We start from the raw sequence: 14,731 nt of genomic DNA, 5'->3' as shown, positions 1-14,731 counted from the left end.
TTGAGGTGGCATTTCTAATGATCCGTCGTTTTTTTGACAAACGCACCTGGCCGCTATGGGTCAGCTTCTGGCTCCCACTCCTGACCATGACCGGTTACTTCATTTACCGCGGCATGGCCCCGTTTGGTTCCAGCAGCTTGCTCACCGTGGACCTCGGTCAACAGTACGTCGATTTATTTGCTTATTTTCGACACACGCTGTTACACGACCCGAGTGCATTTTTCTATTCCTTTTCCAAAACCATTGGTGGTGAAATGGTCGGGGTGTGGGCTTACTATTTAATGAGTCCCTTTAATTTAATCTACTTATTCTTCCCTGGTCAATCAATCACGACCGGCATTTTTATCGTCACCGTCCTAAAGTACGGGTTTGCCGGACTATCCTTTGCTTGGTTGCTCACCAAAACTAAGACCCAGAAAGGCTGGCTAGTCCCGACTTTCAGTACCGCCTACGCCATGATGGGCTGGATGATTGCCAACCAACTAAACATGATTTGGTTAGATACAACGGCCATCTTACCAATGGTCATCTTGGGGCTCGAGCGGCTCTTCAAAACCGGTAAGGTCCGCTACTTTGCCGGTTGGTTAGCGGTCATGTTAATCGATAACTACTACATGGGTTACATGGTGATCCTCTTTAGTTGCTTATACTGGTTATACGCCGCGACGAAGTACTGGCAAAACGTCAAGACGTTGGTCGTGCACGTTGCCAAGTTTGCCTGGGGGGGCTTACTCGCCGTCGCCCTATCCGCCTGGCTGTTACTACCGACCTTTTGGGCGTTGATGCAGAGTAAGGCCAAGTACAACGTCACCAAGGTTCACTGGAAATTCGAGTACGCGCCGTGGAAAATGATTGCCAAGTTCGTTACCGGGACGTTTAATTTCGATCAAATGCCGTCCGGTCAACCTAATTTTTACGTCGCTTGGTTGGCGATCTTCGCCTTCATGCTGTTCTTCCTACGCCGTAAATTCCATTGGACGGTCAAACTAAGCAGCTTACTGGTTACCGCCGTCCTCCTACTCTCATTTTGTTACGAGCCGCTCGACTTACTCTGGCACGCCGACCAGTTCCCAGTCTGGTACCCTTATCGCTTCTCGTTCGTCTTCTGCTTTTGGATTGTCTGGCTGGGTGCCCAGGCCTTAACCGACAAGTTAACGGTCAAGTGGTGGCAAGCCGCGATCATGTTAGTCTTAAGCGTTAGCGGCTTTACTACCGTCTACTTGAACCTAAAACACGTCAGTTTTGTCACCAAGGCCAACCTGATGATTACGATTGGCTTAGCCGCCGTGACGTTGATTTTCCTACTAGTTGGCAAACAGCGCCGGCGTATCTACCAGGTAATCGCCCTCTTGCTAGTGACAGTCGATATGGGGATTAACGCTTTCGCTTCATTAAATAACCTGTCGTACGTCTCGCAAGCCGAGTTCGGTAATTACACCAGCGCGCTGAACCAAAGTGTGGCTAAAATCAAAGCGAGTGACAGCAGTTTCTACCGAATTGGTAAGACCTTCACCCGGACTAAGGACGACCCGATGCAGGCCGCCTATAACGGCGCCGACCATTTCAGTTCGACCTTTGAAAAAATTATTCCGAACTTCTTCGGTTCGATTGGCCAACCAGACGGTGACGGCGTGGTCGCCTATACTAACGGGACTTTGATCAGTGATTCGCTGCTCGACATGCAGTACTTCATGGATAAGAAGGTTCCCACGGCACAGCAGAGCAACACGAACTACCGTAGTTACATTCCGGTCACTAGCACCAAACCGGACCTGACCAACTACCGGGGTCAATCTAGGCTCAGCACTAAAAAAGTTGCCACCTACAAGAACCCGTACGCGTTAGGATTAGGGTTCGGCGCGTCGGCCGCAATCAACGACCTGCACGTTTCCAAAACGACCGGGGATCCAATCGCCCGCCAAGAGTTGATCTACCAAACACTGGCCGGCCGGTCAACGAGTGGTCTGATCAGCGCCGAGAACTTTGACGAAGTCGTTTTCCAAAACGTTAAAAAGGTCACCACGTTGACCGGATCAGTGCTGAATAAACAGAACCTGGGTAAAACTGGTTCGATTTACTTTAAGTTTACACCGCGGACCAACGATTCTTACTACATTACACTTGGGTCTAACCTCAATACGGATAATGCCAGCTATTACATTAACGGCAAGGAACTCAAGCAGTACCCAACTTACCGCCACACCATTGCGGTCAACGTGGCCGCAAACAGTAAGGGTAAGACGGTCACCTTTGGAATCCAAATGAAGAAAACGTCGCTGTGGTTGCAAAACTTTACCCTGTATAAGTTGGATAATGCCGAATTCAAGCAATCCGCGAAAAAGTTGCAGCAACAGCCTTGGCACTTAACCAAGCACTCTAGTCGCAAGTTGAGCGGAACCATTAACATCACCAAGAAAAACCAAGTCTTGATGACAACCGTTCCGTACTCCAAGGGCTGGCATGCCACCGTTGATGGCAAGGCCGTTAAAACCAAAAAAGCAATCAATACTTTCGTAACCGTGCCACTCAGCAAGGGCCACCATACGGTCACGTTGACTTACCGGCCACCGTTACTACTCAGCGGTAGCCTGATTACCGGGGGCGCCGTGATTGGCACCATCGGCTGGTTCGCACTGAAACGGCGGCGTGACCAGTTACATTTTTAGGTACTGAAACCAAATAAAAATTAGCGTCGTAAAACCTGGAATGGTTTTACGGCGCTTTTTGAATTGCAGCGAACCTGACTGTTGTGACTAGGAGAGCCCCAGCGCTAAGCGTAATTCCGGAATAACTTTACTAAAGCTGATAATCACCGCTTAAAAAGGACCCCCTCCCAAACCAAATAAGGTCGCAATTACGGGATGACTAAGCGGACTAGGAAGTGCCCACCATCCGGACTTGATTGATTGTCAAAACGTGGGACCAAAAGTCAGTTACCTTTTGGTCCCACGTTGGGTTAATTACTCGTTATTTTTAATATAATCGTACTTAGGCCCGTCATTTTCCGGATCATAATCGACCTTCAAATCGTAACCGTTAAAAAACCATTCATCACGGTCGTTAACATAGTAGTTAACGCCGTCCTTAACCGTCTCGACAATCGGTTTGTGGGGCTGGTCGTCGCGCATCAACCCAATTGAAAAGCCGCTGTGGACCGCGGTCTTTCCGTAGGTCTTACCGAAAAAGCGGACCCCGTTACCGGTCGTCACGCCCATATCATCGTGGAACCACTGACTTGCTGCATCCGTAATCGTAATTTTCATCGTCGCACCTCACCTGTAATCGTTTACAGTTATTGTCCCCTGTTTGCATCAAAAACGCAACATTGAGACGCAGTGAGCAACCGCTGAACACCGTCATCCAACTAGCTAAGCGGGGCGTCACCCGCCCCGCTGCCAAAATTGCTGGCCACGTTAGACCTTTCACAACCCATCGGGTACTACCTCCTGACGCTATTAATTCACTTGCTAGTGACAAAAAAGCGTTGCTTCGCGATTAATATCGTTAAGCAACGCTTTCGTACTTTCATATACCAGTTAACTTAGGCGTTTTCAACCTTCAAAATCTTGACTTTCATTGAGCCGGCCGGGATGTCGATTGAAATTTCTTCGTCGACGTGGTGACCAATTAAGCCCTTTGCAATCGGTGAGTCATTCGAAATTTTACCGGCCATCGGGTCAGCTTCCGCCGCCCCAACGATCGTGTAACTTTCGGGCTCTTCATCGGGTAATTCCTTGAAAGTCACGATTTTACCAACCGAAACTTCGTTTTCATCGATTTGATCACTGTCAATAATCTCAGCGTATTGCAGCATGTGTTCCACCGTTTTGATTCGGTTTTCCAACAAGCTTTGTTCGTTCTTAGCTGATTCATACTCGGAGTTTTCGGATAAGTCCCCGTAGCTCCGTGCAATTTTAATTCGGTTAATAATTTCTGGGCGCTGGTTGATTTTTAAATCTTCAAGCTCGTTTTCAAGCTTAACCTTACCCTCTTCTGTCATTGGATACGTTTTGTCTTCTGCCAATGTTTCCACTCCTCTAATTCCTGTAATTGTAATATCAATGAACAGACTACCATTTCGAATTTTAAATGTAAACTCCGAAATTCTGAATCCTGATCAAATGGTCTATAAAATCGACCGGACTTTGGTCGTTAACAAATCAATCGCCACTTCGTTTTCGCCACCTTCAGGCACGATGATGTCGGCGTAGCGCTTGGTTGGTTCAACGAACTGGTGATACATCGGTTTGACGGTCGCTAAGTACTGGTTGATCACCGAGTCCAACGTCCGGCCGCGTTCCTTAATATCGCGCTGAATCCGGCGAATGATTCGAATATCGTCGTCGGTATCAACGAAGACCTTAATGTCCATTAAATCACGTAGCCGCTGATCATCCAAAATTAGCACGCCTTCAACGATGATTACGTCGCGGGGCTCCTGATGAATCGTTTCCGCGCTCCGGGTGTACTGTTCGTAATCATAAACCGGCTTTTTAATCGACTGGTAAGCCAACAACTGCTTGATTTGCTTGATCATCAAGTCGGTATCAAAGGCTAACGGGTGGTCATAATTGACCGCGTGGCGCTGAGCCATCGTCATGTCGCTTTGATCATTGTAGTAGGAATCTTGTTGCAAAATCAGTAGCGACTGACTGGATAATTGGTTATAAATTGCCTTGCTAACGGTGGTCTTACCACTACCTGAACCACCGGTGACCCCAATAACCACTGGGCGCTGATGACGTTTAATTTCACTCATAGTTGCTTTAGCCTCATTTTCCATTTTCTGCTGCTTCGTTGTGTTTTGATACCTTTTCAATGTTTGCTGCGTGACCAGCAGCATCGGTTGCATAGTACACTTTACCGGTCTTAAGGTCGGCAACGAAGTACATGTAGTTCTTACTACGTTGGGCGGGTTCTAAGACGGCTTTAATCGAGGTCAGGCTCGGGCTGTTAAATGGTCCGGGGCCGTAACCTAAGTGTTTACGTAAATTATACGGCGAGTCGGTTTGCAATTCCTTCGCGGTCAACGTCGACTTAGTCGAATTGATGGCGTAGAACACTGAAATATCCGAATCCAAACGCCACTTAGCTTCCAAGCGGTTTAAGAAGACCCCGGCAATCAAGCGCCGGTCCTTCTTGGTACTGCCTTCACGTTCAACAAGTGACGCTAACGTCATAATCTCTTGAACGGACATCTTCGACTTCTTGATTTCGGTGTAGTACGGTTGCAGTTCCTGATCCGTCTTGGCAACCATTTGGGTAACCAACTGCTTCAACGTCATCTTTTTACCCACTTGGTAAGTTGCAGGGTACAAATAACCTTCGAGGTGGTAACGAACCTTCTTAGCAGCCATCGACGACGCCAACAATTGCGGGTACTTCTTGGCCAGCGACTGAATAAAGGTCTTATCCTTCATCAGGGCCAAAAATTCGGCGGCCGTAAAGTCGGTCTGCTTTTCAACCGTCTTGGCAATCGTCTTGATTTGGCTGCCCTCGACGACCAACACCCGGCCAGTCGAACTTTGAATCGGTTCGGACGAGCCACCCTTATTCAGCGTCTTAGCAATTTTTTCCAAGCTCATTGATGGTTTCAGCTGGTAATAACCCGCGTGAAAGTTAGAGAGGTTGTGGGCTTTCGTCCAATATTCAAAAACAAAGCCACTCTTAATGACTTTATTCGATTGCAAAATATCCGCAATCTTTTTCCCGTTAGCACCGTAGGGAATGTTGACCTGCACGACTTGGTTATCTTTACGGTCGTAAGGCTGGGTCGCATTGTCAAAGTAACGGTAGCCCATGAAGCCGACAATAATCAATAAAACAATTAAAATACCGACAACGCCACCGATGACGTGCTTTGAAAATGACTTACGTTCAGTCCGTTCTAACCGTTCCGGTTGAACGGAAGCCTTGTTTTTTTGATCCTGGTTATCCTGGTCGTTATTCAAGATTCGCCCCTCCATTTGTTAATTAATCCTATCAATTATACAAGACTGTGCTGGCCTTTGCACTAGTTCACACTGAGTTTTAGCGATTTTTTAAAGTAAATCGACCAATTCAGCGTCTTTTGACAAAAAAACAGCTCCCAACCACCGTTGAGAACTGTTCTAAAAAGATTAACGAATCTCTGCCCCTAATTTCTCAGTCAGAGCTTCCAAGACTTTGTTGAAGGCTGCCGTAACGTCATCGTCGATCAGGGTCGCGTTTTGGTCACGATAAGTTAAGGTGTAGGCCAGCGATTTCTTGCCCGCCGGGACGTGCTTGCCGTTATAAACGTCAAACAGCGTCACGTTTTGCAAGTGCGCGCCACCCTTATCGGTAATTAGGGCGACCACGTCCGCGTTAGTAACGGTATCATCAACCAGCATAGCCACGTCGCGGGTAATACTTGGGAACTTAGAAATTGGTTGATATTGTTGTTGAGCCTTTGGTAAAGCAATCAAAGCCGATAAATCAAGTTCAAAGACGTAAGTTTCACGGATCTTGTAAGCCTTAGCGGTTGTTGGGTGCACTTCACCGACGAACCCAACCAACGTCTCATCAACAAAAATATTAGCAGTCCGGCCAGGGTGCATCTCCGGCATATCACTAGTTGCCACGTAACTGACCGTCCCGGCTAAGGCTAAGCGTTTCAAGTAGCCCGCAACAATTCCCTTGATTTGGTAAAAATCAACCGGTTGTTCGGCAACGCCCCAGCTCTTCTTGACCATCGAACCCGTAATTGCACCGGCAATGTGTTCGATTTCCTTCGGCCGAACTTGGTCGGGTTGGCTATAGAAGACCCGCCCCTGTTCGTATAAGGCCACGTTATGTTCCTTGCGGGCGTTATTATAAGCGAGGTCGTCCAATAATCCGGAAACCAGGCTTAACCGTAACGTCGTCCGTTCAGAACTCATTGGGAAGTCCAACTTGGTTACGTCACTAGCACTTAACGCAAAGGCCTTCGCCTTTTCCTCAGTGGTCAGTGAGTAACTAATGGCCTGAGTTAAGCCGGCACTTTCCATCATTTTGCGAGAATCGCGGATCACGCGCTGAGTTTCGTTGAGTTTCCCGATGGTTGGTTGGCCCGCCGGTAAGGTTGCCGGCAAGTTATCATACCCGTATAGCCGGGCGACTTCTTCAATCAGATCGGCTGGCAGGTGAATATCCCACCGTCGTGATGGTACCGTGACGGTATAGGTTTCACCATCCAGCTTAGTTGGAAAGTCCAAGCGCTTGAAGATGTCCAGTACCGTGTCACTGGTTAACGTTGTTCCTAAAACGTGGTTGATTTTCGATAAGGTGATGGTCACTTCAAACGGTTGAACGTCTTCGTCGCGACCAACCGCAACGCCCTTAGCAACCGTTCCCTGACCTAATTCAGCAATCATGGCAGCGGCGGCATCCAACGCGGTCACCGTCATGCCGTGGTCGATGCCCCGTTCGTAGCGCATCGAGGCTTCACTGTGCAAGTCGTGGTTATGGGCAGCCTTACGAATTTTAACGGCGTCAAAGACCGCACCTTCCAAGGCAATCGTCGTTGTCTTGGCGGTCACTTCGGTGTCCAAACCACCCATCGTACCGGCCAAGCAAATCGGTTGGTCGTCACTACAAATCAGCAAGTCGGTCGCTAGTAATTCCCGGTCCTCACCGTCCAACGTAGTTAAATGTTCGCCCGCCTTAGCTAAGCGTACGTTCACTTGGCCGTCCGTCAATTGATCGTAGTCAAAAGCGTGCAGTGGTTGCCCGTATTGCATTAAGACGTAGTTCGTCGCATCGACCACGTTATTGATTGGCCGCATGCCGGCGTTCCAAATCCGAATTTGTAACCAGAGCGGACTTGGTTGCACGTGAACGTTCTTGATTAAGCGCATCTTGTATTGCGGAACGTCGTGTTTGTCGGCGTCAACCCGTACCGTTAACTGGCCGTTCACGTCATCGGCAGCGTCTTCATGTAAGTCAACCGTTGGCATCGTCGGCGTTTGATTGTAAATGGCGGCCAACTCGTGCGCGGTCCCGTTCATACTTAGCATGTCACCACGGTTCGGTGTCACCGACATGTCGATGATTTCATCATCCATCCCGAGGTAACCAAAAACGGGTTCGCCGGGCGTTGCGTCGGCGGGTAAAATAAAAATACCATCCGCAACTTCTTTTGGCACCAACTTTTCGTCAAAGCCTAATTCATCAAGGGCGCACAACATCCCGTTTGATTTTACGCCGCGCATCTTGCTCTTTTTGATTTTTGTATGGTTCCCGATCCAGGAGTTCGGTAACGCCACGATGACGTTTTCACCAGCGGCCACGTTTGGCGCTCCACAGACAATTTGTAACGGTTCGTCTTCACCGACGTCGACTTGGCAAACGTGTAAGTGGTCGGAATCCGGATGGGGTTCGCAAGTTTCAACGTGGCCCACGACCACCTTTTTTTGCCCTTCGTTCGGCCGGATCACGCCGTCAACTTCAACGGCGGTCCGTTCAATCTTTTCTGCTAATTCATCGGCCGGAATGTCCAGCTTTAAATAATCTTGTAACCATTGTGTAGAAATTCTCATGGGGACTCCTCCTAGCCTTTCTTGTAAAACTGTGATAAGAACCGAACGTCGTTAAGGTAGAAGTTCCGAATGTCGTCAACCCCGTACTTCAACATCGCAAAGCGGTCTGGCCCTAAACCAAAGGCAAAACCACCGTACACTTCGGGATCGATTCCGGACATTTCTAAGACGTGTGGGTGCACCATACCGGCACCGAGAACTTCGATCCAGCCAGTTTGTTTACAAATGCCACAGCCCTTACCGCCACAATTAAAGCAAGTAACGTCCGCTTCAACGGAAGGTTCCGTAAACGGGAAGTAACTTGGCCGTAAACGAACGTCGAACTGGTCACCGAACAACGTCTTCGAGACCAACGTCAACGTCCCCTTTAAGTCGGCCATCGTCACGTGCTTATCCACGACTAACCCTTCGATTTGGTGGAATTGGTGGGAATGAGTCGCGTCATCGGTGTCCCGCCGGTAAACCCGTCCTGGTGATAAGACCTTCAACGGCCCCTTCGAAAAGTCGTGGTTTTCTAGTGAGCGCGGTTGGTCCGCCGAAGTTTGGGTCCGTAACAGGACGTCCTTGGTAATGTAGAACGTATCCTGCATATCGCGGGCCGGGTGGTCTTTTGGTAAGTTCAAGCGTTCAAAGTTATAGTAATCTTCTTCAACTTCGTCACCATCAACGATTTGGTAACCCATCCCCATGAATAGGTCTTCCAATTCCGTAATAATCTGCGTAATCACGTGTGGTTGCCCTTGGGGAACTTCCCGTCCTGGTAACGTCACGTCCAATTTTTCAACCACCAACTGCTTGTTGACGGCGGCTTGTTCCAATTCCGCCCGCCGGTTATCAATGGCTTGTTGTAGCCGGTCGCGGACTTCGTTGGCGTACGCCCCAACCTTAGGCCGTTCTTCCGGCGCTAAGTCGCGCATCCCACGTAGGACTTCCGTAATTGGACCCTTTTTACCTAGCAGGTCAACTTTCACTTGGTTGACTTTTTTTAGTACGTCAGCCGCTTGAATGTCGGCCAAGCCTTGATCACGTAATTCAGTTAACCGATCTTGTAAACTCATATGCATCCTCCAATATTCTTAAGTCACGTTGGCACAAAAAAAGACCCCGTCCAAAAAGGGACGAGGTCATCGCGGTACCACCCTTGTTCACGGCGCTAGTTGGCCTAGCCCCGTGCACTTTTCCCGTCGATAACGGTCGGGTACCGGAAAATTATTTGTTCGTACAAACGCCCAATTTCAGCTCAGAGAGTGAATTCATTAGCTTAAAGCGTCCGGGTGCTTTCAATCGGTGACACCCTTCCCTATGACGCCGCTACTAACTACTACTTCTCGTCAAGGCTTTTTCAATCTACACTGTAAGTCTATGGCAAAGCGTGCGCCACGTCAACCCACTAATTACACTGAGCCGGACTAAACCACTTATCGGACCATGCATGGACGGTATCCATCACTTGGCGTAAATCCTTACCCTTAGTTGTTAACCGGTACTCGATCAGGGCCGAATCACGGTGCGTGACCCGACTAACGATCCCGTTAGCTTCTAACTCTTTCAACCGGACAACTAAGACGCGGTCGCTACACTTAGGAATTCGGCGCGCTAGGTTTTTGAACCGTTGCGGGCCGTCTTCCAGTAAGACGTCAATAATCAACCCGTTCCATTTCTTACCCAGAATGGAAAACGTCTTTTCAAACTTCGGACACAGTTCGAAGTCTACGGCCGAATCTTCAACCGTCGCTGCTATCATTTCTGACATTTGCATGACCTCCAAAAATCTACTAACCGGCGGAGACCTTACCTCGGAACCGATCTAACTGTTTAGCCAACTTTAACTTGAGCGGGCCAAAAAACTCTTGTTCTGCTTCAAAATCATCGACTAGGGAAACGAGCAAACTTTCACGGTATTTCGGCACGGCTAGCGTCGCCCCGAACATGTGCTTTAAAATGATATCCTTTTCCATTGGCGTCAACTTCGTCAACTTTTCCGCGTTACGTAACGCGACCCGTGGGTGGATAAACGCGTGCGAACCCAAATCAAACTTCGTTTCGCGCCAGTCATAATAAAACAAATCATGTAATAATCCACCACGAGCAACTGCCGTGGTATTCAGATGCCACTTCTTAGCTAACACATAACTATCATATGAGACTGCAATCGAATGATCTAAGCGATTCGAATGGTGGTGTTGGGTAAAATCAGCGAGCCGTTGCACGGCTGGCTGAGCTAATAAATCGGCCACAACTGCCACGTATTCAGAATCTTGTTTCCACGCATTAGTTTTCATTAAAAGCTCCCTTTGTTAATAACTACCGCTATTCTACTAAAAAGTAAGTAACTTTGAAAGTATTTTGCCCAATTTAAACGGGAATCTAACCTCCAACTCAGCGGTAAAGCCCGAACATCAGGATACCGGCAGCGACCGCCACGTTCAACGATTCGGCCTGGCCTTTAATTGGAATATAAAGATTTTTATCGGTCAACGCCAGTAACTCCCGCCGCATCCCGTTACCCTCATTGCCCATAATCAGGCCAAAACAGGCCGGCGCCCGCACGTCTAAGTACTGGGCTGCTTGCGGGTTCAACTCCGACCCGTAAACCGGAACGTCCGCTGTGTGCAAGCGCTCAACCAAGCTTTCCAGGTCGGTACTAATCAGTTTCAAATGAAACTGACTCCCCTGCATCGACCGTTCCACCTTGGGTTGGTGCAGGTCGACGGTTCCACGGCCAAAGGCGACCCCGGCAAAGCCGGCGGCGTCCGCGGTCCGCACCATCGTGCCAATGTTACCGGGATCCTGCACGTTATCCAATAACAACCACGGCCGAGTCAGATCCAAGTCAGTCAGCGGATCGGCCTGTGAAGTTGCCAACGGAACCAGGGCAAAGACCCCCTGGGGGGTAACGGTCGCACTGATGTGGGCGGCCACTTCCTCCGAAATTTCGATCACCGTTGGAAAAACCGTCAAGTCTGGCTTGGTCGCCAACTGTTTGGCCGTGATCAACAACGCTTTGATTGGCTGTTTGGCTTTTAAGGCCTCATTAACGAGGTGCCAACCGTCTAACAAGTATAGGCCCTGTTGCCGGCGCCCCTTTTTGGTTTGTAACTTTTTCCACGCCTTCACGTGGGCGTTTTGTAATGAATTGATTTTTTCCATGGTTTGTGTGCTCTTCCTTTTCCGTAACATGCTCGTTTATTTTCAAGTATAGCATATCGCGAGCAGCGCCCTGAAATGCTATTATATTAGTGGATGCTTCGTCGTCCGTAACGCCATCTTTAACAAGGAAGTGACAGTTATGCGCGCAGTAACCTTACAAGCCAGTGGCCGCGTTCAGGGCGTCGGTTTCCGCTGGGCCACCAAAGTCGCCGCGGATAAATGCGGCGTCAACGGCATCGTCCGCAACTTAATGGACGGTTCGGTCTTTATCGAAGCCGAGGGCGAGGATCAACGGGTGCAAGTCTTCATCGACGTGATTCGTCAGTCCCCGACCGACTACGGCCGCGTTGACCAACTACTAGTCCGCGAGACCGAGCCACAAAACTACCATAATTTTCGGATAACTAATTGAAATCCCCCCTGAGGTCTAGTATCATCATCTTTATATACGTTTAAATTAAAGGGGATCATATGCTATTGAAATCTAAAAAAGGGCTCACGTTAATGCTAACGCTGCCCACGCTCGCACTGTTTTTAAGCGGTTGTGTCCAGACGAAGAATGGTAGGCCCACCGGCCCCGTTTATCATTACCTGGCCGTACCTGGCCAAGCCGTCATGGATTGGTTAGCCAGCCTGCTCGGTAATAACTACGGATGGGCCATCATCTTGCTGACGGTGATCGTCCGGTTAGTCCTATTACCGATGATGATCAACCAACAACGAAAATCAACTTACCAACAGGAAAAAATGGCAGCGGTTAAGCCGCAGATGCAGAAAATTCAGGAACGTCAAAAAGCGGCCCAAACGCCCGACGAAAAGGCGGCCGTCAGCAGCGAATTAATGCAACTGTACCGCGATAATGGCATCAGTATGACCGGTGGCATCGGTTGCTTGCCGTTGCTAATTCAATTGCCAATTTTCTCAGCCCTCTACTCGGCAATTGCTTACTCAGATGAGATGAAACATTCAGTGTTCATGGGAATGCAATTAGGTAAATCAAGTATGCTGATTGCGATTCTGGCCTTTCTTTCCTACTTAGCTCAGGGTTACTTATCAATGATTGGGCTACCGGACGACCAAAAGAAGCAAATGCGAATGATGCTGATTATTAGTCCGATTATGATTCTGTTCATTTCACTACCAGCACCAGCCGGACTAGGCCTGTACTTCTTCGTCGGTGGGTTATTTGCCTGCTTACAGACGTTGATCATCAACTTCTTCCGCCCACGGATTCGGCGCGAAGTTGCAGCGGAATTGAAAAAACACCCAATTAAAACGCCAACACCGGCCGCACCTAAGCCGAAACCGGTCAAGGCTAGTGAAACACCGTCCCAACCAACGGCAGCCCGTAAACCGGGTCAGGGCCGTAACGCTGGCAAACAGCAACGTCACCACCATCACTAAATAGAGACAGCAAAGCGCTTGAAGCCAATGACTTCAAGCGCTTTTAGTTTGACCTTAGCTTAAAAAATAATGCCTAAGATCAGCCCCAATAACTGCATCCCCTGAAATAACATCAAGTTTTGCGGTGCGGTGTTAAAAGTAGTTTCCTTAATTTGAACCGCGTTAAACGCCTTGATGTTCTTGATGATCTTCGGTAAGACTAGTAAGACCAATAATTGGTAAATCGGCAAAATTTGCAAAATGACACTAATAATCACCGGTACGTAACCGAGCAATGCCAGCGTATCGTAAACTTGCAGTGACCGCCGGTGGCCGATGTAATACGGTACGGTGTAGCGTTCGTTGCGAATATCTTGCTGCAAGTCGGAAATGTTATCGGCTAACATGATGTTGGCAACTAAGAAGATTCCTGGCAGCCCGACTAGGACCATCACCAAAATATTTTCCAAGTTACCGACCAACGCGAACTGCGGCCAGTCCAACGTAAAACCGGCCAAAACCGGGGTGGCCACGTTCATGTAAACGCTGAGGAAGAAAACTCCGAATCCTTCGACACAGCCCGATAACAGTTCACCCAACGGGAAGCGTGAAAACGGTACTGGTCCGTAGGTATAAAAGATGGCCACGCCAATTGCCGCGGCTCCCATGAATAAAAGTAGAAAATTGGTTTTAAAAACCAAGACGATGCCTAAAATAATTGCAGTTGCTAACATCACCAGTACCAGCGCCATCGACCGCCGCGGCGATAAGTGTTCACGTCCCACGATGTTATAGGTATCCCGGTAATGCAAATCCTTAGCCAGGTAGTAGTCCTGAACGTTATTGAACCCGGTCACAAACAGTGCAATCGCCACCTGTGCGATCAAGTAGATCAATGAATTGACCCAGTTAAACGCGTGAAAATAATAAATTGAAAAAAGGATCCCAATGAAGTACGGTACCACGCTAGCCGCCTTCGCATTCAACCGGATGAATTGTAAGAAAATTTTAACCGTCATCGGTTGATAAGTTGGTTCGTTTGTCAACTATTTCGCCCCCATAAAATAATTTCGTGCAATACCACTATACCAAAAATGCAAGCGGTTAACACTAGCTTTTGTGAAATAAAGGCTCTTTGTCAACCGGTGTTGATGAGGACTAATTTGAGAATCCAATTCATTTACGAATTGGGTTCTTTTTTGTGATTTTGATTTTAAATGAGACTTGAATGCGATAGATAAAGTTTTGCCAGTTTCGATAACCATACGCAGTTCGTTTGATCTGTTTGATTTTTCGATTAACCCCTTCGATGGGACCATTTGACAAATTCCCACTGGCCATGTTTGCTATTAATTGTTTGTTATGAATAAAGGTTTTGATGGTGGTCATGAGCTGTGGACTAACGTTTTCTACCTTGCCAAGAATCGTGATAAAGGCCGAATAATCGCGGTTTTGAAAGGCTTTGACTAAGTCATGAGCGATAAGGTAGGTTTGAGTAAATTGCTGATTTAAATCCAAGCCTTCATGCACGAGCTGTTCTTGAGTCAAACGGTCCTTAAGATGGGGCTGTGACATAACTAGCCTCTGTATAAGCAAATAGGACGAGAAACCGAATTTTGGTTTCTCGTCCTATTTGCTTACGCTTTTGATTTTTAAAACTG

Annotated in this window: 13 protein-coding genes, 1 pseudogene and 1 other annotated feature; of the genes and pseudogenes, 3 read left to right on the top strand and 11 right to left on the bottom strand. The window is 48.2% G+C overall.

From position 1 onward, the window contains the following. Positions 1-17: 17 nt before the first annotated feature. The gene (locus tag FFM82_RS05140) at positions 18-2,666 is read left to right on the top strand and encodes a YfhO family protein (RefSeq protein WP_137644800.1); all 2,649 of its coding nucleotides are present in this window, start codon (positions 18-20) and stop codon (positions 2,664-2,666) included. A 294-nt stretch (positions 2,667-2,960) separates the two neighbouring features. On the opposite strand, the gene FFM82_RS05135 is transcribed toward FFM82_RS05140, so the two are convergent. The 9 genes from FFM82_RS05135 to FFM82_RS05095 form a co-directional block, all read right to left on the bottom strand. Further along, positions 2,961-3,263 (bottom strand): HesB/YadR/YfhF family protein, encoded by a 303-nt coding sequence (locus tag FFM82_RS05135; protein WP_137644799.1) that lies wholly within the window; start codon positions 3,261-3,263, stop codon positions 2,961-2,963. A 278-nt stretch (positions 3,264-3,541) separates the two neighbouring features. After that, on the bottom strand, positions 3,542-4,024 hold the full coding sequence (gene greA, locus FFM82_RS05130; RefSeq protein WP_137644798.1) for a transcription elongation factor GreA: 483 nt from the start codon (positions 4,022-4,024) through the stop codon (positions 3,542-3,544). 102 nt (positions 4,025-4,126) lie between these two features. Beyond that, positions 4,127-4,759: a uridine kinase gene (gene udk / locus FFM82_RS05125; protein WP_137644797.1), complete on the bottom strand. Its 633-nt coding sequence runs from the start codon at positions 4,757-4,759 to the stop codon at positions 4,127-4,129. A gap of 13 nt (positions 4,760-4,772) precedes the next feature. Continuing rightward, positions 4,773-5,966 carry an endolytic transglycosylase MltG gene (gene mltG / locus FFM82_RS05120; RefSeq protein ID WP_137644796.1) on the bottom strand — a complete coding sequence of 398 codons (1,194 nt, stop codon included), beginning with the start codon at positions 5,964-5,966 and terminating at the stop codon, positions 4,773-4,775. A gap of 153 nt (positions 5,967-6,119) precedes the next feature. Next, positions 6,120-8,537, bottom strand: a complete 2,418-nt coding sequence (pheT, locus tag FFM82_RS05115) for a phenylalanine--tRNA ligase subunit beta (RefSeq protein WP_137644795.1) — start codon at positions 8,535-8,537, stop codon at positions 6,120-6,122. Between the two features lie 11 nt (positions 8,538-8,548). Beyond that, positions 8,549-9,595 (bottom strand): phenylalanine--tRNA ligase subunit alpha, encoded by a 1,047-nt coding sequence (gene pheS, locus FFM82_RS05110; RefSeq protein ID WP_137644794.1) that lies wholly within the window; start codon positions 9,593-9,595, stop codon positions 8,549-8,551. A gap of 53 nt (positions 9,596-9,648) precedes the next feature. Beyond that, positions 9,649-9,881 (bottom strand) — a binding site (T-box leader). Between the two features lie 46 nt (positions 9,882-9,927). Further along, entirely contained in the window at positions 9,928-10,290 is a 363-nt protein-coding gene (locus FFM82_RS05105) for a winged helix-turn-helix transcriptional regulator (protein WP_137644793.1), read from the bottom strand. Between the two features lie 22 nt (positions 10,291-10,312). Then, complete coding sequence (locus FFM82_RS05100) at positions 10,313-10,819, bottom strand: HD domain-containing protein (RefSeq protein WP_137644792.1); 507 nt, start codon at positions 10,817-10,819, stop codon at positions 10,313-10,315. Between the two features lie 97 nt (positions 10,820-10,916). Then, positions 10,917-11,687, bottom strand: coding sequence for a TrmH family RNA methyltransferase (locus FFM82_RS05095; RefSeq protein ID WP_137644791.1), 771 nt, complete (start codon positions 11,685-11,687; stop codon positions 10,917-10,919). Between the two features lie 139 nt (positions 11,688-11,826). On the opposite strand from FFM82_RS05095, the gene FFM82_RS05090 reads away from it, so the two are divergent. Both FFM82_RS05090 and yidC read left to right on the top strand, forming a co-directional pair. Further along, the gene (locus FFM82_RS05090; RefSeq protein ID WP_137644790.1) at positions 11,827-12,099 is read left to right on the top strand and encodes an acylphosphatase; all 273 of its coding nucleotides are present in this window, start codon (positions 11,827-11,829) and stop codon (positions 12,097-12,099) included. 65 nt (positions 12,100-12,164) lie between these two features. Beyond that, the gene (gene yidC, locus FFM82_RS05085; RefSeq protein WP_137644789.1) at positions 12,165-13,091 is read left to right on the top strand and encodes a membrane protein insertase YidC; all 927 of its coding nucleotides are present in this window, start codon (positions 12,165-12,167) and stop codon (positions 13,089-13,091) included. A gap of 59 nt (positions 13,092-13,150) precedes the next feature. Here the strand turns inward: yidC and FFM82_RS05080 are convergent, their stop codons facing one another. Then, a complete protein-coding gene (locus tag FFM82_RS05080) occupies positions 13,151-14,089 on the bottom strand; it encodes a UbiA family prenyltransferase (protein ID WP_137644894.1) in 939 nt (312 codons plus the stop codon). A gap of 157 nt (positions 14,090-14,246) precedes the next feature. Beyond that, positions 14,247-14,633, bottom strand: a pseudogene (locus tag FFM82_RS05075) (transposase); the annotation flags it as partial. Between the last annotated feature and the right edge of the window lie 98 nt (positions 14,634-14,731).

Origin of the sequence: Lactiplantibacillus plajomi, from assembly GCF_005405405.1 — a bacterium.
Classification (GTDB): domain Bacteria; phylum Bacillota; class Bacilli; order Lactobacillales; family Lactobacillaceae; genus Lactiplantibacillus; species Lactiplantibacillus plajomi.
The sequence above is the reverse complement of the archived record's forward strand: the minus strand, read 5'-3'. Positions and strand labels throughout refer to the sequence as shown.

Coding starts and splice junctions, on each gene's coding strand:
- FFM82_RS05140 (WP_137644800.1), top strand. CDS start 18: ATGATCCGTCGTTTTTTTGACAAACGCACCTGGCCGCTATGGGTCAGC.
- FFM82_RS05135 (WP_137644799.1), bottom strand. CDS start 3,263: ATGAAAATTACGATTACGGATGCAGCAAGTCAGTGGTTCCACGATGAT.
- udk (WP_137644797.1), bottom strand. CDS start 4,759: ATGAGTGAAATTAAACGTCATCAGCGCCCAGTGGTTATTGGGGTCACC.
- mltG (WP_137644796.1), bottom strand. CDS start 5,966: ATGGAGGGGCGAATCTTGAATAACGACCAGGATAACCAGGATCAAAAA.
- pheT (WP_137644795.1), bottom strand. CDS start 8,537: ATGAGAATTTCTACACAATGGTTACAAGATTATTTAAAGCTGGACATT.
- pheS (WP_137644794.1), bottom strand. CDS start 9,595: ATGAGTTTACAAGATCGGTTAACTGAATTACGTGATCAAGGCTTGGCC.
- FFM82_RS05105 (WP_137644793.1), bottom strand. CDS start 10,290: ATGTCAGAAATGATAGCAGCGACGGTTGAAGATTCGGCCGTAGACTTC.
- FFM82_RS05100 (WP_137644792.1), bottom strand. CDS start 10,819: ATGAAAACTAATGCGTGGAAACAAGATTCTGAATACGTGGCAGTTGTG.
- FFM82_RS05095 (WP_137644791.1), bottom strand. CDS start 11,687: ATGGAAAAAATCAATTCATTACAAAACGCCCACGTGAAGGCGTGGAAA.
- FFM82_RS05090 (WP_137644790.1), top strand. CDS start 11,827: ATGCGCGCAGTAACCTTACAAGCCAGTGGCCGCGTTCAGGGCGTCGGT.
- FFM82_RS05080 (WP_137644894.1), bottom strand. CDS start 14,089: ATGACGGTTAAAATTTTCTTACAATTCATCCGGTTGAATGCGAAGGCG.